Annotated in this window: 17 protein-coding genes; 3 read left to right on the plus strand and 14 right to left on the minus strand. The window is 46.3% G+C overall.

The genetic code is table 11. From position 1 onward, the window contains the following. Nucleotides 1–17 precede the first annotated feature (17 nt). Entirely contained in the window at nt 18–428 is a 411-nt protein-coding gene (locus ACMA1I_RS13210; RefSeq protein ID WP_337068844.1) for a transmembrane 220 family protein, read from the plus strand. Between the two features lie 221 nt (nt 429–649). Here ACMA1I_RS13210 and recJ read toward each other — a convergent pair whose 3' ends face one another. From recJ to ACMA1I_RS13265, 11 genes are all read right to left on the minus strand, one after another. After that, a complete protein-coding gene (gene recJ, locus ACMA1I_RS13215) occupies nt 650–2,362 on the minus strand; it encodes a single-stranded-DNA-specific exonuclease RecJ (protein ID WP_337068845.1) in 1,713 nt (570 codons plus the stop codon). 264 nt (nt 2,363–2,626) lie between these two features. Next, nucleotides 2,627–4,447, minus strand: coding sequence for a tetratricopeptide repeat protein (locus ACMA1I_RS13220; protein ID WP_337068846.1), 1,821 nt, complete (start codon nt 4,445–4,447; stop codon nt 2,627–2,629). A 345-nt stretch (nt 4,448–4,792) separates the two neighbouring features. Then, a complete protein-coding gene (locus ACMA1I_RS13225) occupies nt 4,793–6,907 on the minus strand; it encodes a peptidylprolyl isomerase (RefSeq protein WP_337068847.1) in 2,115 nt (704 codons plus the stop codon). 187 nt (nt 6,908–7,094) lie between these two features. Further along, a complete protein-coding gene (locus ACMA1I_RS13230; protein WP_337068848.1) occupies nt 7,095–8,393 on the minus strand; it encodes a hemolysin family protein in 1,299 nt (432 codons plus the stop codon). 15 nt (nt 8,394–8,408) lie between these two features. Then, a complete protein-coding gene (locus ACMA1I_RS13235) occupies nt 8,409–8,582 on the minus strand; it encodes a hypothetical protein (protein ID WP_337068849.1) in 174 nt (57 codons plus the stop codon). Then, entirely contained in the window at nt 8,579–9,118 is a 540-nt protein-coding gene (gene lptC / locus ACMA1I_RS13240; RefSeq protein ID WP_337068850.1) for an LPS export ABC transporter periplasmic protein LptC, read from the minus strand. The genes ACMA1I_RS13235 and lptC overlap by 4 nt, the downstream gene beginning before the upstream one ends. Nucleotides 9,119–9,276: 158 nt before the next feature. Beyond that, a complete protein-coding gene (locus ACMA1I_RS13245) occupies nt 9,277–10,569 on the minus strand; it encodes a hypothetical protein (RefSeq protein WP_337068851.1) in 1,293 nt (430 codons plus the stop codon). Further along, a complete protein-coding gene (locus ACMA1I_RS13250) occupies nt 10,562–11,281 on the minus strand; it encodes a type III pantothenate kinase (protein WP_337068852.1) in 720 nt (239 codons plus the stop codon). The genes ACMA1I_RS13245 and ACMA1I_RS13250 overlap by 8 nt, the downstream gene beginning before the upstream one ends. Nucleotides 11,282–11,290: 9 nt before the next feature. Beyond that, on the minus strand, nt 11,291–13,009 hold the full coding sequence (locus ACMA1I_RS13255) for a pseudouridine synthase (protein WP_337068853.1): 1,719 nt from the start codon (nt 13,007–13,009) through the stop codon (nt 11,291–11,293). An 82-nt stretch (nt 13,010–13,091) separates the two neighbouring features. Then, nucleotides 13,092–13,652, minus strand: a complete 561-nt coding sequence (gene scpB / locus ACMA1I_RS13260) for an SMC-Scp complex subunit ScpB (protein WP_337068980.1) — start codon at nt 13,650–13,652, stop codon at nt 13,092–13,094. A 12-nt stretch (nt 13,653–13,664) separates the two neighbouring features. After that, on the minus strand, nt 13,665–14,054 hold the full coding sequence (locus ACMA1I_RS13265; RefSeq protein ID WP_337068854.1) for a TraR/DksA family transcriptional regulator: 390 nt from the start codon (nt 14,052–14,054) through the stop codon (nt 13,665–13,667). A 609-nt stretch (nt 14,055–14,663) separates the two neighbouring features. On the opposite strand from ACMA1I_RS13265, the gene ACMA1I_RS13270 reads away from it, so the two are divergent. Then, nucleotides 14,664–15,218 (plus strand): DUF3575 domain-containing protein, encoded by a 555-nt coding sequence (locus ACMA1I_RS13270; protein ID WP_337068855.1) that lies wholly within the window; start codon nt 14,664–14,666, stop codon nt 15,216–15,218. 86 nt (nt 15,219–15,304) lie between these two features. Here the strand turns inward: ACMA1I_RS13270 and ribH are convergent, their stop codons facing one another. The 3 genes from ribH to pdhA form a co-directional block, all read right to left on the minus strand. Further along, nucleotides 15,305–15,781 carry a 6,7-dimethyl-8-ribityllumazine synthase gene (gene ribH / locus ACMA1I_RS13275; RefSeq protein ID WP_337068856.1) on the minus strand — a complete coding sequence of 159 codons (477 nt, stop codon included), beginning with the start codon at nt 15,779–15,781 and terminating at the stop codon, nt 15,305–15,307. A gap of 363 nt (nt 15,782–16,144) precedes the next feature. Beyond that, nucleotides 16,145–16,858, minus strand: coding sequence for a tetratricopeptide repeat protein (locus ACMA1I_RS13280; RefSeq protein WP_337068857.1), 714 nt, complete (start codon nt 16,856–16,858; stop codon nt 16,145–16,147). Between the two features lie 125 nt (nt 16,859–16,983). Further along, on the minus strand, nt 16,984–18,024 hold the full coding sequence (pdhA, locus tag ACMA1I_RS13285; RefSeq protein WP_337068858.1) for a pyruvate dehydrogenase (acetyl-transferring) E1 component subunit alpha: 1,041 nt from the start codon (nt 18,022–18,024) through the stop codon (nt 16,984–16,986). 137 nt (nt 18,025–18,161) lie between these two features. On the opposite strand from pdhA, the gene recF reads away from it, so the two are divergent. Beyond that, nucleotides 18,162–19,274 carry a DNA replication/repair protein RecF gene (gene recF / locus ACMA1I_RS13290; protein WP_337068859.1) on the plus strand — a complete coding sequence of 371 codons (1,113 nt, stop codon included), beginning with the start codon at nt 18,162–18,164 and terminating at the stop codon, nt 19,272–19,274. The last annotated feature ends 121 nt before the right edge of the window (nt 19,275–19,395 follow it).

A 19,395-nucleotide genomic window follows, 5' to 3' on the forward strand; every position in this document is an offset into this window, starting at 1 on the left:
CATTTATCATCAAAATCATGAAGCTAGCGAAGTACTTTTTCGGCTTTTGGTGCCTTGCCTTTTTGCTTTTCGCTTACTGGCAATTAAACGACCCAGATGCTTGGCTTTGGATACTGATTTATGGTTTTGCAGCACTTATGTGTGGGTTAGCTGCTTTTGGTATTTGTTACCGGTATTTGGCCGCAACAAGCGCTATGTTATTTATTTTTGGTTTTGCACTGCTTTACCCAAGCTCTATGTCGGAGTGGTTTAATCAGGAATGGGCTCAAAAAGATCTCTCCATGAAAACCGATGATATGGAACAGGCACGCGAATCGTTTGGGTTACTGATTGCCGGTGTTATAATGGCAATTGTGGCGTGGCATGGCTGGAGACAATCGGCAACAACGGCACCTGCAAAAACAAAGACCGCTGCTGGCAAAGCATAGGACTCCATTACTTGTTACCACCTTCGCCCCTGCCACCAAAGGAAAAGTAACACCATTGGTACAGGCTGAAGCAGGTATGAATTAAAACTCATAGCATACATGTGTTCCTGCCGTGAGTATAGGCGCAGCTTTAGTTCGTGGTAAAACTATTTTTCTCAGAAGCTATCTATCGGTTTCCGCACCCCCATTTATTCTAATGAAAATGGCCTTCTGGAGGCATATTAAGCTTTTGGAATACGGATGTCTTTGATGCGGAGCTGCAGATTAGACACTCCTCGGAACACGTTTTCTTCGATGGTATAGCATACATCAAAAGGAATGCCTTTGGAAATTACGTCGTAGTAGTCGCTGAGGCCAAAGCCAATGGCATCGATGCTGTGGTAGCCGTCTTGGGTAAGCGTTAGCTTGAGGTGCGAGCTACCTACCACACGCACAGCACCTGTATCATATACACACTCCGACACAAATACTGGTTTCATATTGCCAGGTCCGAATGGCTCCATTTGTTGCACGATCTTGTAGAAATTACGCGTGATCTGGTTTAGCTTTATTTTGCCGTCTATCTCGATCTGCGGTATCTTTTGCTCTTCGGTAATGGTGTCAGATACAAAGGCTTCGAAACGCTTTCTGAAGGCCGGTATATTCTCTACTGGCAGCGTAAGACCAGCGGCGTACATGTGCCCGCCAAACTGATCAAGCAGATCTGAGCAGCTCTCTATCGCGTTGTGCACATTAAAGCCATGCACCGAGCGGGCCGAACCGGAAGCCTTGCCATTGGAGTGAGTTAAGATAATGGTGGGGCGGTAATATTTTTCGATGCAGCGCGAAGCTACAATGCCAATAACGCCTTTGTGCCAGGAGTCTTTGTAAAGCACTGTAGAGTTAGCGGTTCTCAAAAACTCGTCTTCTTCTATCATCTGAAGCGCCTCTTTGGTAATGTTGGAGTCTTTGTCGCGGCGCTCCTTGTTCGATTCGTTTATGATGTCGGCCACCTTATAGGCCTCTTCTTTCGTTTCGGCAAGCAGCATTCTAACCGATCGTTTGGCATCACCCATACGGCCAGCGGCATTAATACGCGGCGCAAACCCAAACACAATGCTGGTTACGTCCATTTCGCCGGTAATGCCAGCTAGTTCTTTGAGCGCTTCCAGCCCAGGTCGCATCGGTTCCGGACCGTTTATCTGCAGCAGGCCGTAATGCGCCAGCACGCGGTTCTCGCCTGTAATGGGTACAATATCGGCAGATATACTTACCACTACCAGGTCCAGCAGCTTAAATGCTTCCTGCTGCTCTATATTATTCTGAAAGCAAAACGCCTGGATGAGCTTAAAGCCTACCCCGCACCCCGATAGTTCTTTGAACGGATACAGGCAGTCCGGCCGTTTGGGGTCTAGCACCGCCACTGCCTGCGGTATATCTTCGTCGGGGAGGTGATGGTCGCAGATTACAAAATCAACTCCGAGGGAGGTGGCAAGGGCTACCTTGTCTGCCGACTTTATGCCACAGTCCAGGCTGATGATAAGGGTAAAGCCGTTTTCAGCTGCCCACTCTACCCCCTGCCGCGACACACCGTAGCCTTCTTTATAACGGTCCGGAATATAAAACTCAATGTGCTCGGTGTGTTGGCGCAAAAAGCTATACATAAGGGCAACAGAAGTGGTACCATCTACATCGTAGTCGCCGTAGACCAGAATTTTTTCGGACTTGTGGAGCGCCTCATTAATACGGTTCACGGCTCGGTCCATGTCCTTCATCAAGAAGGGGTCGTGCAGACTGCTCAGGCAAGGGCGGAAAAAAGCTTTGGCTTCTTCAAAGGTGCAGATGCCACGTTGACAAAGAATGCTGGCCAGGGTTGTGCTGATTTTCAGACTTTCTGCCAGGCCAGTAATTACCTCCTGCGGTGCCTCTTCGTTGTAAACCCATCGTTTCTCCATATGCTTCAGCTACACGTATCGTATTAAGTTGCAAAGGTAGGAAATTTAGCAGGATTTTGCCTGCCGCATTAAGCCGCTGCAACACCCTGTCTCCGAAAATTTGTATCTTTGTGCTGCTATAACAGGTCAGGAGATGAAACGATTCAAAGAGTTTTATGAGAAGTGGAAAGATTATTCTCTGGATATTGTGATGTACGGGTTCTTCTTTGTTTTTCTGCTGCTGCTCTTCATTTTTTTCGGCGACTAAGGCTCTTTTTTATTGGTTCATAGGTTATCGCCGCGCAGGTTACGGAAGCGCTTACGGGCTTCTGCCACAAAAATGCTTCCCTGGTGCTTTACAAGCAGGTCGTTGTACAGCTGTTTAGCCTTCTCCGTATCTTTCAGGTTCTCTTCATAAATGATAGCCATTCTAAACAGGGCATCATCACTCAGAATATCTACTTGCGGGTTGCTCACGATCTTATCTAAATTGGCTATTGCCTGCTCAAAATTCCCCATTCGTTCATAAAGCGAGGCCTTCTTAAAATAAATTTCGTCGGTGAGGCTGTGGCCCGGAAACTTTTGGAGCATAGCGTCCAAGCGGGTGTGCGCCTCCTCCAGCTTATTCTGGAACACGAGCAGCTCTATGGCAGCATATTCTTCCATAGCCACAGTAGAGGTGTCGAGGCCGGTGTTGTCGGTAATGAGCAGGCTCAACTCCATGGCATCGTTGGCTATTTCGCGGCTGGTGGCCAGCTTCAGAATATCCAGGTGAGCCTGTGCCAGCTCAAAGTCGCCTTTGTAATAGTTCAGGCGGGCGTTGCGAAGTTTGGCCTCGTGCCCTATACTTGTTTCTTTGTGGGTTTTCTCTACTTGCGAATACAACAGCGTAGATTCCCAGGGCTCCCCGTTCAGGAGGTGAATATCACCTAAAGTCAGTTTGCATTCGGCCACCAGGTTTGGGTTGGCGCGCGGCATGTCTATGGCTTCCTGCAACAGCCTGATCGCTTTATCTTTTTCGTCGAGGTGAAAGGCGTAAAGGCTGGCCATGTGCGGCAGCACTTCCACAGAATTGGCATTGCGCCCCACTTCTGACAGCAGCGCCTCATACTCTGCAATCAAGCTTTGGATTTTGTTTAAGTCTACCGGGAAGGTGTTCTCCACCTGCTCCTCGCGGGCATTGATGAGCCGCTGCCGCGCCATAAAGTAGTAAGGTCCATCCGGGTACTCCTTCACCATATACTCATAGGCCTCAATGGCACCTTCGTAGTCTTTGTTTTTTGCGCTAATAGCTCCCAATTCCATTACACGGGTGCCGCCACTGCGGGTGCGTTTGTCTACGGACCGGGCCTGCAGCAAGGCGCTGTAAAAATCTTTGCGCTGCGTGTATAGCCAGATCAGCAGTTCGCTGTAAGCCAGCTTATCCGGTTCCTGTTGCACCTTAGAGAGCAGTTCCTTCTCCAGCACATCAAAGTCTTTATCTTCACGGAGGCTGTTCTGGAGCATGTTCTGAACATAGCCTAGCTCCTGCTCATTCTCCTGCAGCAATTTCAGCACTTCCTGTATCAGCGGTTCGTTTTTCTGGCGATGGGTATAGAGGGCAATCAGCGGGCGGTTATACTCCAGTGGGTTCTTGCTTAGCTCTCGCCCCTTCAGGTAAGTTTTTTCGGCGTAATCTAATAGGTTGTGCTGCATAAAAATACTGGCCACGCCTATTATCTCGCCCTGGCTCAGCTGACCAATGAGTTTATCGTAATGCTTTTCGGCTGCGGCCTTGTCTCCGGACTCCTGGTACACAATGCCCAGGTCTACGGCATAGGTAAGGGAGTTGGAGGAACGCTTCATGGTCCTCTTCACTAGTTTTTCTGCCTCTTTGTAATTACGCTGCGCCAACAATGTTTTCAGATAGTCGGGGTACACCACGTGGAACAGCCGCTGATCGTCTATTAGCTTAGAGAACAGGTTTTCTGCCTTTTCCAGATCTCCTTTACTTAAATACTCGCGCGCCAACTCTACTTGCTGCTGTTGCGACTGGGCAAGCAGGCGCAGAGGAGCCAGCAGCAGTGCCAACGAAAAAAACAGGCTTAACAATCTTCTTATCCGCATAATAAATCTACAACGCTATGGCAGCCATTTTGATATGAAAAATTACTCGTATTTTAAAGATAAGCAAAAGAACGCCGGCTCGGGAGTAATGCAGGCAAGACTTTTTTATCTTGCTCCTCCAGGTTTAAATTATACTAATGAATTTGCCCTTCCAGAGGCATTTTCTTCTTGCAAAGCCTTAGGCAAGCCCTGCTCCTCTTTTAAGCGATAAGGCGCTGGAAGCCCTGTTTCATTTGAATAATTTGCAAAGCCTGCTTCTGCTGGGTTATACCGCTAACATTTGTATTAAAAAGAAGAGCCGCTCATTGCTGAGCGGCTCTTCTTTTTAAGGTTATTCTTTATGTATTAAAAGAATTTTACACGGTTGTCTTTTACATCAGCCTTTTCTTTGATGGCTTCGTAGGCGTTAGACTGGTTGCGGCCGCTGCGGGTATTTACCAGCTGCTGCTTCACCTCAGTGTAATCGTTGGTTTCCGGCGCTTTGTTCAATTGCACCAGTTCTACCATCAATACACCATTCTGACCTTCGAAAGGAGCTGTGCGGGCACCTGGCTTTAAACCAAATGCTTTGCCAACAGCCACAGGCTCGAAACCTAAACCTGTAATAGAGCCAGCGGCAAACGTTACATCATCAGCGGTTCTTACAGTAGCTTCTGCACCATAGGCAGCTGCAATGGCTTCAAGCGTATTGCCTTTAGCGCCTTTCAGCTTTTCGGCAATTTGTTGCGCTTTCAGCTCGTTGCGTACAGCAGCCGTCAGCTCGTCTTTGATATCCTCTATTTTAGCGTATCCTTTTTCGCGCTTGGCAGTAAGGGCAGCTACCACATAGGTATCATTTACTTCAAACACCGGCGATACATCTCCTACAGATCTGTCTTTGGCGTAAGCCCATCGTACCAGCTCCCTTGCATTTTGCAAGTTGTTTACCATTACGTTGTTTTTGCCAATGTTCGGAGCTTCTTCTTTTACAAGGGTTCCGTTCTTTTCTACATTCTCTCTGAAACCTTGCAGGTCGCCGCTGGTACCAGAAAGCTCATCGGCTATACTGTAGGCAGCTCCACGAGTTGTTTCGCTGGCTTCTACGGCACGTTGCACTGCAGCAAGCTTGTATGTTTGCTTCGTTTTAGGAGCTGTAATTTTAATGATGTGGTAACCAAACTCAGTTTCTACAGGGTTTGGCAGCAAACCAACAGAAGATGCTCCGAAAATTGCTTTTTCGAAGGCTGGCACCATTCTGCCTTCTCCGAACCAACCCAGATCACCACCAACTGCGGCAGTTCCGTCTGTGCCATGTTGCGCGGCCATCTGGGCAAAGTCGGCACCGTTCTGGATCTGCGACAACACGTCTTTTGCTTTTGCCAAAGCAGCAGCTTTTGCTTCAGGAGAATCGTTGTCTGGTTTAATTAGTATATGGCTGGCACGAGCCACACTAGACTCACCTTCTTTAGCATCAATAACTTTGAACAAGCCTACTGTTCCGTTAGCAGTAAACGGACCGTACACCTTGCCTTGCTCCAGTGGCAGGCTGTTGCGCAGTTGCTCCGGCAATTCGCTTACAGGCAGGTAAGAGCCATCGTAAGACATATCGGAGTTCATGTTCACAAAAGCGGAGTCGTTATCGGCTGCGGCAAACTGCTCTTTCAGCGTGCTTATTTCCTGTTGGTAATATGTGCTGTCTTCAGCAGAGGCACTTACCGGAATGGTAACAAATTCGATAGAACGGCCTTCTTCTACTTTATAAGCATCTTTGTGCCGCTCGAAATAGTCCTTCAGCTGGGCATCTGTAACTTTCACGGTAGAATCGGCAATAGCACCATAAGGCACAAACAAAGCCTTGATGCTGGCTGTGGCATTTTGTGCGCTGTGGTAGTTCTTAGCTTCGGCAGCGGTAATGTAAACAGACTTTGTCAGCATGTTCATGTACTTGCTCTGGATGCGGTCTTCCACGAGGCCTTGCTCAAAATTAGTCCACATAGGGCGTGCCTGCGGCTCCATCTGGTCGAGGTTCTGCAGGTACTGCACAATCTGGTTACGGTCAAATTCGCCTGTTTGCGGATTGGTGAAAGCCTGGCGAACAGAAGGGTGAATGTTCTCCCCCTGTACCATGTCAAACAATTCTTCCTCTGTTACCTGTATACCAAGTCTGTCGTATTCTTTCTCAAGCGCAATCTTAAACACCAAGTTGTTCCAGGCTTGCTCCCGGATCATGGCCAACTCTGTTTCTGTTGCCGAACGCCCAGACTGGTTCTCGTAATTGGCTTTAATTTGCTGGAATACCTGATCGAACTCTTTGTAATCAATATCTTCGCCGGCTACTTCGCCAATTGTGGTGTCGTTACCGCCCATAAGTCTCGAGTTTGGAGCAAGCAGATCACCGCCTACCACAAACACACCAAGCCCTATGGCGATAAAGCCAACTGCCCAACCAGACTTCTCTCTAATCTTGTTAATTAATGCCATTTGTTATACAACTTAATAAAGGAATGTGCAAAATAAGGTTAATCGCGCTAAATTTCAAAATTTTATAAATATCTGTTTCAGAGCTTCATCAGATTCACCATTTTGAGATGCAAATGACTCTGGAAATAACAAGTGTTCGCATCTGTATTAGTGAATCTAAAAATATGAAACATTCCGGCTCGGGATTTTAATTCCCTGCATCTTCCTGATTTTCTGATGCTTTAACCAACTTTACCGCATTTATCCGGTTCTCGTCCATAGAAAGCACTGTGATGGTAAACGGCGGCACCTCCACTACATCGCCGGGCAATGGTATTTCGCCAGATTCTGACAATATAAAGCCTCCTAATGTTTCGTAATCGCCCTCCGGAATACCAAGCTCGTATTTATCGTTCAGGTAGTCGATTTCATGGCGGGCACTCAGCAGGTAAGTTCCTTGCTCCGGCAGCACCTGCTCCAGCAGCGAATCTTCATCATATTCATCGTGTATTTCGCCGAATATTTCTTCTATCACATCTTCTACTGTTACAATACCCGACGTGCCTCCAAACTCATCTACCACCACCGCAACCGAACGGTGCTCTGTTACCAGCCGCACAAACACTTCGCTGGCCAGCATACTCTCCGGCACCAGGCTCACCGGCGACAGTATTTCGGCAATAGTAAGCGGCTGCTTAAACATGTCGAGCTGATGGCAATAACCTACAATATTATCTATGGTTTCGTCGTAGACCAGTATTTTAGAATGACCAGTACTCACAAAAGCCTTCTGCAGTGCTTCAATGTTGTCACTAAGCTCCACGGCTTCTATCTCGGTGCGGGGAACCATGCACTCACGTACCTTCACCGTTCTAAATTCCAAAGCGTTATGAAAAATCTCAGAATCTACCTCTGGAGCATTTTCTTTTTCTGGGTGGTATAAGCGGTTCCGGATGTAAGCATTCACATCTGTGAGGCCAAACACGGGCTTGTCGACAGAGAATTCTACCCGCAGCACTTTTTCGGCCATCCACTGGCTCAGGCTCACGATGAGGTACACCACCGGGTAAAGCAAGTAATAGAAAAGCAAAATGGGCACTGCCAGCACCTGCAGCATACGGTTTGGGTTAATCACAAACAAGCTGCGTGGAATATACTCGGCCGTAAAGAGTACAATAAGGGAAGCAATCAGGATCTGGAGCACCAGTATAAGCAGGTTTAGCTGCAGGGGCTCAGGTAGCAGGTAAAATAAAATATTGTGGAGAATGCCTGCTATAATAAAGCCATAAAACACCAGCGCCAGCACGTTTCCTATAAGCGCCGTGCCCATAAGCCGCGACGGGTTCTTGAGCAGAAACGTAAGAATACGACCTGATAGTACGCCATTCTTCTCGTCAAGCTCAATCTGTATGCGGCTGGCTGAGGTAAAAGCGATTTCTATGCCCGAAAAAAAGGCTGAGCATAGCAGCGACACAAGCAATAATATAATCTGACTGGGGTCTATCATAGAGTTAGAGCAGCATCAGGCGCTGTTACGCTTTTTCCTGTGGCGGTACACCATAAACAGGATCAGCGAAATCATGAATATCCAATAATTAGTGGCTATATCCGACTCGTAAATGCTTTTATGTATGCCTATTACCATGGCCACAAATGCCAGCGATAATAAAATAGTATTTAACAGACCCTGGTTCATTCTTTTTCTAGTGCAAAGCTGCCGGTTACCTTTGTCATTACCCAAGGTGAAAACTTCTGGTTAGTCCGCAGCCCGTATCCTGTAATTACTTCGCTGTCTGTGGTTATTTTCACAAACTTATCAGTATAGATCTTGTCTCTGTTCTTATCCCAGAACAGCTCCTCGGTTTCTATCTTTTCTTTTTTCTGCAGGTTCTCTACCACTACGTTGCCTGTAACGTGGTAAAGGTTTTTGTTCCGATCCTGCTTGCCGTAGTTAGACCGTAAGGTAGATGTCATCACACCTGGCTCATCGTAAAACTCAATGTATACTCCCTTTGGGAAAATAGCGTCTCCATTTTCGAACTCCTGCTGCACCGGCGCCTTCATTTTAATGAGGAGCCTGGCCGAATCGCTGAAAAGCGTTAGCACATTGTTGTTTTCTATCAGCGGCCCGGTGTATTTTATTTCCTTATCCGGATCTTTCAGGTCTTTATCGCAAGCAGTGCTTACCACAGCTAAAACTGCCAGCAGCCCCACTATCCACGCTTTTGGCATAGAACAAAATATTTTATTTAGTGAATATACTAAAAATTGCGAATTCTGGTGTTTTGCCCCTAACATATTACCCAAGAGCCAACAAGCACCGATTCATAAAAAAAGCCGCTACAAGAACGGCTGCTTTTATATTATAATGCTTTTTTTATTAAAAAGGTTTATTCTAAACGACGCTTTAAGAACCATCTGCTGTTAATGGTAAAGCCTATGCTAAAGTCAAAGTAGTTTTCCTGAATCAGGCCATTGGCATTAGTCCCTCTTCTACCAACCGAGAAGGCAGTGTTCATCTGGTAGTAATCGTACATAGAGGCTTGTCCTATAGGAAAGGTGAACCCCCAAGTTAGAGCCATATCTTTGAGCTGCTCTCCGTTAACGCTGTAAGGTGAGTCGCCAAATCGTGCTCCCGCTCTGTACGTAACACGTTTAAAATAGCCGCTCACTGCGTTAGGATTGGGAGTATACTCGGCACCCAGGGCAATGGTATAGCTATCGCTGAGTTCGCGCACACCATCAAAGCTGCGGAAGTCAGACCATTTTTGTGTGGTGTATTCGGCGGCAAGGGTAAAATTGTTGCCATTATCGATGCTGAGGCCGGCACGAATGCTCGCAGGCACTGTAGAACTGCCCTTGGCACTATCTGCCAATATATTATCTTCTATAGTACTACCAGAAAGCGACCTGCGCTCATAAGCATTGATGCGAGTGGTATTCAAATCAGAATTAAGACTGTATACTGCTCCGGCCCCTAAAGACCATTTTTCAGTAAGTTTTCTACGATAGCTTGCTCCAGCCTTAAACAAGAGATCGCTGTAACGGGTGCGTTCGCTATACACGACCATCTCCTGGCTTATGTTCACTAAAGAAGTGTCTTGTATAACAGACGCAGACTCTTTTGTAATCGTGCCGAAAAGGTAAGAGGCACTTGCGCCTATACTAAGTCCATCTGCAATTCGGACACCATGCGCAAAGTTTACTTCTGTTATGCCACCCTCTCCGGTATAATACCGGTACTCCATGGCTTGCGGGTTACTGGCTAACTGGCTTGACTGTGTTATCTGGTAATTTACTGTACTGTAAGGGCGCAAACTAAGTGCTGATGTCCATCTTTTAGACAAGGGCACGCCCAGTGTAAGATAAGACAGGTTGGCGTTGCCATCGGTGCGCGACAAGGCAGAATTTTTGGCAGTACGAAGCTGCCCGGCAATGCCTATATCGAAAACCGTAGTTGTATTATAGTAAAGAAGCGCAGGATTAGCAGTATTGGCCTGAAAGTTATTACCGGCACTCACGCCCACACCAGCCATACCATTTGTACGAATGGTGCCATGATTTTCGTTGATGTCGCCTAAACCGTAGCGGGAGTAAGGGGAGTTAGAGAAATTTTGCGCCTGCACAGCCTGCGCCAGGCAAACTACAGCAGCGCAAATAAACAATCGGAGTATTTTATACATTATATGCTAATATTCTTTGAAGCCCAATCAGAATCAGTTCAGGAATTACAAAGATGCGTCCTTTTAAGTTACTTTCAAAAAAAGCTGCGTCGCCGCCACAAACTATAACCACCAGATCCGACGCATTTTCCGAATAATTCTGTATTATCCCGTTTACTTCGGCTACTGTTCCGGCTAATACTCCGCTTATGATAGACTCTTGGGTAGTTTGCCCGATCAACGAAAAATTCTGATCAATTTGCTGTACTAACGGCAACCTACCGGTAAAATTATGCAAGGCCTTGTATTTCATTTGCAAACCAGGCGAAATGCCACCGCCATGGTACTGCCCTTGGCTATCCAGGAAATCGTAGGTAATGCAGGTACCCGCGTCTATTACCAGGCAATTTCGGCCCGGAAAAAAGTAATGAGCGCCCACTGCACCGGCCTTGCGGTCGGCTCCAAGGGTTTCAGGGCTCTTGTATAAGTTAGAAACAGGCAAAGCTGTTTGTGCCGAGAGCTCCAGAAACTGGCCCGACACAGACAGCTTTGCCTGTAAAAAATGCGCTTTGCCAGCCACCGAGGCCACTATGGCATGCTCAAACTCCTGGTCCAGCAATTCCTGCGGAATACTGCCTTTGTTCCCGAAGCTGCCATTTGTAAGCAGGATCTCGTTCTCGAAAACTCCATACTTACTGCCTGTGTTCCCTATATCGATAACGAGGCTGCGCATAAGTTCTGATTACATGAAATATTTCAGCCTAACCACTTCTTTTTCGTTCAGGAAGCGCCAATTGCCGCGTGGAAGGTCTTTTTTGGTAAGACCTGCATACTGTACCCGATCCAGTGAAACCACATCGTAGCCCAAGTGCTCAAAAATACGGCGCACAATACGATTACGACCAATATGAATTTCAACACCCAGGAATCTGTTGGAATCACCAATCAGCGCCAAGTCGTCGACATCTGCTTTACCATCTTCCAGCTCAAGCCCTTCGCTTATCTGCTTAAAGTGTTCTTTGGTTATTGGCTTATCCAGTTCTACCTGATAAATTTTCTTGATGTCGTTTGAAGGGTGCGTCAGCTTATGGGCCAATTCTCCGTCGTTAGTAAACAGCAGCAGGCCTGTGGTGTTGCGGTCCAGGCGCCCAACCGGGAAGATTCGCTCTTTCGATGCGTTAGCCACCAGGTCCATCACTGTCTTTCTGCCTTCCGGGTCGTCGGTTGTCGTGATAAAGTCTTTTGGCTTGTTCAGCAGCACGTACACCATCTTCTCGCGGCTCAATAGTTTTTTGCCGTAGTGCACCGTGTCGCCAGGGTTTACTTTGTGGCCCATTTCAGTTACCACCTCCCCGTTTACTTTTATCTCACCAGATTCGATAAGTACATCGGCTTCGCGACGAGAGCATACACCTGCATTGGCGATGTAGCGGTTCAGTCGGATAGAGCCATCCTCTTCTTCGCCGGTACGGTTCGTTTTTTTAATGCGGGTACTGTCTTTGTAGCGGTTCAGGTTATAAGTAGGAGCTTCGGCTGCGTTTTCATCGTAGCTGCCGCGACCTTTTTTGCGATCGGCAGCATTTTGGCCTAAGCGGGAGCCTTTATCAAATGGCTTTTTATCGCCATAAGAGGAGCTTCTTTCGCCACGTTCCGGTCTTGCACCTCGGCTATCATCTCGTCTGTTGGAGTCGCCGAAAGAACGCCGTTCACCACGATCAGCACCAAACGACCTTTTCTCACCGCCTTCTCTTCTATCTCCTCCGAAAGAACGACGCTCTCCACCTTCACGGTTTCCTGTTCCAAAAGGTCGTTTTTCGCCACGGTTGTCGTCTCTGCGGAAGCTTCCCTGCTCATTACGGCCACCTTCTCTTCTGTCTGGTCTATCCCCTCCAAAAGAGCGGCGCTCACCACCTTCACGGTTACCAGCGCCAAACGGTTTTCTTTCACCGCCTTCGCGCCTGTCGTTGCTAAAGCTTCTTCTCTCGCCTCCTTCTCTTCTTTCCGGTCTGTCGGACTTGTAGCTTCTGTCGGAGTTAAAAGAGCGGCGTTCGCCTCCCTCCCTGTTGCCGGCGCCAAATGGTTTTCTGTCGCCACTCTCTCGTTTGTCAGCACCGTAAGATCTTCTTTCGCCTCCTTCGCGGCGGTCGTTTCCGTACGGCTTGCGTTCACCACCTTCGCGGTTACCGGCTCCAAATGGGCGTCTTTCGCCGCTGTTTCCACTTGGTCCTCTGTCGTCGCGACGGAAGCTGCCTTCTCCGCGGCCTCCTTCTCTTCTGTCGGACCCAAATGAGCGGCGCTCACCGCCAGCATCTCTGCTGTCTGGTCTGCCGTCTTTATCTCTTCTGTTAAAGATTTTCTTCTCTCCTCTGTCGTCAGATGGTTTGTTGAAGTTTCTTCTTTCAGAACCTCTTTCGCCTGCACCGCTGTTGTCGCGGGCAGGTCTTTCGTTATCTCTTGCCATTCTATAATTATTAATGATGCAGTATCGCTACTGTACCGGTATGTGCAGTAATAAATGTTAAAGTTGGGTAGCTTCTGGTTTGCTAATCGGCTATTTCGCCGATCATATTCTCTTCTGTAGTGAAGTCTTTGAGCTGAGGGAGGTCTTTGATGTGGTTGATGCCGAAGTAATCCATGAATTTTTGAGACGTGCCGTAGAGTACGGGTCTCCCAATGGTTTCGGCCTTACCTTTTATTTCAATAAGTTCTTTTTCCAGTAATTTATGGATGGCGTAGTCGCAACCTACTCCACGTATCTGCTCTACGCCTGATCTGGTAATAGGCTGTTTATAGGCAATAATGGCTAACGTCTCCAGCGCAGACGTAGACAGCTTCTTCTTTGACTTCTGTTTCAGATACACGCCTACCGTATCCTGAAACTCAGGTTTAGTAAGAAACTGATAGCCACCGCCTATGGCATAAATTTGAAAAGCGAAGCCGGCATTTGCCAGCTGCTCGTTTATCTCTTCTATACTTTCCAGCACATCGCTCACCAGTACTTCCAGCTCCAGCGATTCGGTAAGAGCACGCTGAATCTCTTCTATGCTGATTGGCGACTGGGCACAAAAAACCAGTGCCTGTATATGGTTCTGCAGAATATTCAAATGCAAATGGTACTAATCGTTACGTTGTAATTTAGCTTCGATAGAGTGCTGCGTATGCGGTACCGCACGCAGTCTTTCTTTTGGTATCAGTTTGCCAGTTACAATACAAACGCCGTAGGTGCCATTTTTAATACGTATCAGGGCATTTTCTAACTGCTGCATAAACTTCATCTGCCGAGAGGCCAACTGGTTTAAGCTTTCTTTCTCTGCCGTGTCAGCACCGTCTTCCAGCACTTTAGTTGGAGAAGCAGTATTGTCTGTTCCTGAATCGTTGCGGCGGCTTAGCGTTTCTTTGATGAAAGTTACCTCTTTGCGGGCATTCGTCAGTTTTTCAAGAATAATCTTCTCAAACTCTGCGAGTTCTTCTCTGGAATAACGCTGATTTTCTTGGTTCGTGCTCATTCTTATATTTTAGAACTTGATTTCTAGTTGATCTTTACTTCTGTTATGCTAACATTCGCAGCCTTACAAAGTTCATTTACAGATAAAAACAAAGGGTTGACGAGCAATTACCTGATTTAGTGTCTTTTACCCCTAGCTGTACCTATAGCCTGCTTAAAATAGCATTTGTACTAAATTTGGTGCAAAAATAGCAGTAATATCCTTAATACGCCACCTTCTTCTAAAATTTAATCTTTTAGCAACAAATAGAATCAGGAGCATACAATTATATCTGCTAACAAATGTACATTCAGGAGAAATTACACACCCTACCAAATAATTTCTTCATTAATTACCTGAGGCACCCGTACTCCCTCTTTCAGCCAAGCATCTGTAAAAGCATATAAGGTAAAAACCTAAATGCGAGCCAAATTCTCCTAATGAAAACGGCCTTCAAGAGCTGTTTTTTATCTTTACATTCCGACGCCTTTAATTTTAACAATGTTTAATATAAGTCACAAGCAAATTACGACAAAAATTTATTTTTAAAAGTAAAATTAAGTATACCAGGTTTGGCATGAATTTAGCTTCCAGAAATTTCATTATTCTACCAAAAAACATTCAAAAACTATGAAAAAATTTCTTATTATCCTGTTTGCACTTGTAGCAGTTGCCTCTGGAGCCGCAAAAGCACAAACCAACATTTTTAAAGTAAATGTTTTTAGCCCCATTGTTCGGACCGGCTCCGTGTTCTATGAAAGAAACATTTCTGCAGACAAAAGTGCACAATTAGGCCTGTTTTATACTGGCTTCTCAGTAGAAGGCACCTCTTTCAGAGGCTTTGGCGTAACACCGGAGTTCAGGCAGTACCTATCTAAGTCTAAAGAAGCTCCCGAAGGATTTTATGTGGCTCCTTTCTTGCGCTACCAATCGTTTAAGCTCACTGCCGACGAAGATGTTACAGAAGGCGCTGAAGGAAAAGCAACCTACAATACGTTTGGTGGTGGCTTGCTTATAGGTAACCAGTGGATATTAGCTGATCGTTTTGTAGTTGATGTCTTCTTAGGGCCGAGCTATAATAAAGGCAATATTAAAGTAACCAGTGGCACAGAAGACGATTTCGATACAGATGCTTTTGGTGGCTTTGGTATCCGAACAGGACTTGCCTTTGGCATTAGGTTCTAAAAAGCATTTGTAACAATATACAAAAGAAGCGGGGGCAGGCCATATAAATAGCCTGCCCCCGCTTCTTTTTAAGGCCTATATTTATCCTAAAAGCTTAGCATATGTATAACCGCTGCCGCCGCCTCTACACCTTTGTTGCCATGCTTGCCTCCTGCTCTATCTAACGCCTGCTGCAGGTTATTGGTAGTAACCAGCCCAAACGACACCGGCTTATTATATTTTAGCGAAACTGTAGTAAGCCCATTGGCTACCGCATGGTTTATGTAGTCATCGTGCTTGGTATCTCCTTTAATTACTACTCCTAAAGCTATTACTGCGTCTATTTCTTCATTCTGGGCCAGAAATTGTGCTCCTAACGTAAGTTCAAAGCTACCGGGAACAGTATTTCGAAATATGTTCTCCTTTTGAGCCCCATGTTGCAGCAGTGTTTCTATGGCTCCGGCACATAATGTATCTGTAATATCGTTGTGCCAGTCGGCCACTACAATGCCAAATTTTTTATCTGAAATATCTGCAAAGCCATGTTTGCTGTACTCGTTCAGGTTCTTTAATGAAGTTGCCATGGTTTTAGTATGCTGATTTATTAATATGCTGAAGCGCTAATTTAGCAATTTGAAAACTTGAAGATGTGGAAATTTGGAGATCCTAATATAAAACAGTTGTTCTACCTAAGGATTTATTTTCAGATGCCTAGGCATCTGAAATCCGAAAAAGCCTCTGGAAGACCCTTTTCATTAGAATAATCGTCTGCTCTGTTCCAAACATGTTCTTGCCTGCTATTTCTATTGGCTCTACAGACAATGGTCGCCAAGGGCAAAGCTACGAAGAGAGCAGTCTAACTAAGGAACTGGACCAAACAAAAAGCGCTTTTGCCCTGCATGCAAGACAAAAGCGCTTTATAAATTCTGGCAAATGCCGGAAGATTCTTAGTTTGTTGCTCCTGCTAATTCTTCTGCGCGTGCTTTGTACTTTTTAGCATCAGAAACCTCAGAGGCAGCGGCATAGTCTGTTATTATTTTATTGTAAGCATCGGCAGCTGCTTTAAAGTTGTTTCCAGCCTCAAATGCAATACCTGCTTTCATCAGGTACTGTGGCGAGAAATACTGGTTAGCATTGTGGTTGGCTGCTCTCATGTACATGTCGGCGGCCTCGCCATTTTTACCTTGCTCCAGCAGTGCATCGCCGATCAGGCTATAAGCACGAGCCTGCAACAAGTAATCTTTCGAGCTGAAATCTTCCAGCTGATCGATGGCCTCCGCAAACTTACCTTGCTTTAGCAAAGCTACACCAGCATAAAAGCGTGCTTGGTTACCAGCATCTGTTCCGCTGTACTCATTGGCTATTGCCAACAAGCCATCGTACTGCCCGTCGCCGTTCAAAGCTTTACTCAAAGAATCAGCTTCGAAGTAATAAACAGCCTGAAACATAGCTTCCTGCGCCTTCTGATTTTGTGAAGTCCGGTAATTATAATACAGAAACCCACCTACAATAAGCGCGGCAATTGCTATAAACACTCCGAGCAGCGTAGTTTTGTTCTTCTTTACAAAATCTTCCGACTGAGTAAAGCGATCTGCCAACGCATCCGGATTTTCTACCAACTCCTCTAACTCGTTGTGCTTTTTAAGTGTTTCTTTTGCCATTAGCTTTGAAAAAAATAATAATCTATGCGTAAAATTTGAGAATTAACGTCAAATATACCGCTCTTATGTGTTAAACCACAAGTGGTTACTTATTAATTCCGTCCTTTTATATTTTTTTTAATAAATTAATCCTGGATATAAGGATAATCTTGCTCCACGTAGATGTCGGTGTACAGTTCTTTCGGATCTGGATAAGGAGACTCCTCAGCAAATGTCACTGACTCAGCTACTAGCTGCTTTATTTTCTCGTCGATCTGGTTAAGTTCTTCTTCTGTAGCCCACTCGTTTACCAGAATAGTTGCTTTAACTGCCTCTATAGAGTCGCGGCCTTTGTAGTCTTCGAGCTCCTCTTTGGTTCTGTATTTGGCTGGGTCAGACATAGAGTGTCCTTTATAGCGGTATGTTCTGAACTCAAGTAAGCTTGGTCCTTCGCCGGCACGGGCACGCTCAGCAGCCTGCGCTACGGCATTGTGCACGTTTTCTACCGACATAGCCTCTACAGGCTCAGAAGGTATATCGTAAGAAAGGCCCAGTTTATAAAGCTCTGTTACGTTAGAGGTTCTGTTTACAGAAGTACCCATGGCGTAACCATTGTTCTCTATTACAAAGATAACAGGCAGTTTCCAGAGCATGGCCATGTTCAGGGCTTCGTGGAAAGCACCCTGACGCACCGCGCCATCGCCCATGTAGCACATACACACGTTTCCGGTGTTGTTATATTTCTCGGCAAAGGCAATACCTGCTCCAAGCGGAACCTGAGCACCCACAATACCGTGGCCACCCATAAAATTTACTTCTTTATCGAAGATGTGCATAGAGCCGCCTTTGCCTTTAGAGCAACCGGTTGCCTTAGCAAACAATTCAGCCATAATGGCGTTAGGGCTTGTGCCTAGTGCCAAAGGGTGTGCATGGTCGCGGTAAGCGGTAATCCACTTATCGTCTTTGGTAAGAGCCGAAACAGCTCCTGCCACACACGCCTCCTGGCCAATATAAAGATGGCAAAAGCCTTTAATTTTCTGCTGACCATACAGCTGGCCTGCTTTCTCTTCAAACCTACGCATAAGCTTCATTTGCTCATACCAGGTCATGTAAGTCTCCTTTGAAAATGTTGGTTCTGTCTCTACCTTTGCTTTCGCCGGCTTTGTTCTTTCTTTTGTATCAGCCATGGGTAATATTTGTATTCGTTATAAAATATCCGTTGTGTGCTGTTGAGGAGTTTTTACATCCTGTAAAACCAGAGGCATAAATGCCTAAACGGGTTTGGCTTGCGAATTTAAGGAAAAAGAAATCAAAGTAGAAACTAATGTTCCTCGAAAATATCAATTTGCTCTTTTTCAAGAACTACGAAGAAGCTTTCGTTAGTTTCTCGGAACATATAAACTGCTTTATCGGCGACAACGGAAGCGGCAAAACAAACCTGCTGGACGCGATTCACTACCTCTCTATGACCAAAAGCGCCTTTAGTAGCTCCGATGTGCAGAGCATTAAGCAGGACGAAGATTTTTTTATGGTAAAGGGGCGTTTTCTGATTGAGGGGGAAAAACACACGGTGCAATGCAGCCTGAAAGCAGGCCAGAAAAAGACTGTAACGCACAATAAAGCCGTATATGATAAAGTAAGCGACCACATCGGCCGGTTCCCGGTGGTGCTGATCTCACCCTACGACACCGATCTGATACGGGAAGGCAGCGAGGGCCGCCGCAAGTATTTCGATAGCCTGATTTCGCAGCTCCACCACCCTTACCTGGAGCAGCTCATAAAATACAACCACATTCTGAAGCAGCGCAACTTGCTGCTCAAGCAGTTTGCCGAGCGCCATACCTTCGACCGCGACTACCTGCACATCCTCAACGAGCAGCTGGCTCCGCTGGGCGAAGAACTGGCACAGCAGCGGCAGGCTTTTCTGCAAACCTTCGTTCCTATTTTTCAGAAACATTACCGCCACATCTCCGACAGCCACGAAACTGTGACGCTCGATTACAAAAGCCAGCTGCCTGGCGCCAACTTCCGGCAGCTGCTTGAGCAGAGCGAGCGCAAAGACATGGCCCTGCAGCGCACCACTGTGGGTCCGCACAAAGACGATTTCGTGTTTCTGATGGATGAAAACCCTGTAAAGCACTTTGGGTCGCAGGGGCAGCAGAAGAGCTATGTGATTGCCCTCAAGCTGGCGCACTTCGAGGTAATGGCTGCCCAACAGCACCACAAGCCCCTGCTCCTGCTCGACGATATTTTTGACCGGCTCGACGAGAAGCGTATTACCAAACTCATGCAAATGGTGGCCGCCCATACCTTCGGCCAAATCTTCCTAACGGACACGCACCTGGAGCGCACCGACAAAATACTTGAGAACCTATCAGAGCAAATTCGTAGATTTAAGGTATCGGAAGGAACGGTCTCTGTAATTTTGGATGAATGATCTTTGCTAATTCTGAATTTTGAATGAGCGGATGAGTGAATGAAATGTAGCAGGAGCAGCAGCAAATCAGGATAGGCATTTTCATTCAAATAATTTATTTTGAACATTCTATGACTCCATA

This window comes from Pontibacter sp. 13R65 (assembly GCF_047525655.1).
GTDB lineage: Bacteria > Bacteroidota > Bacteroidia > Cytophagales > Hymenobacteraceae > Pontibacter.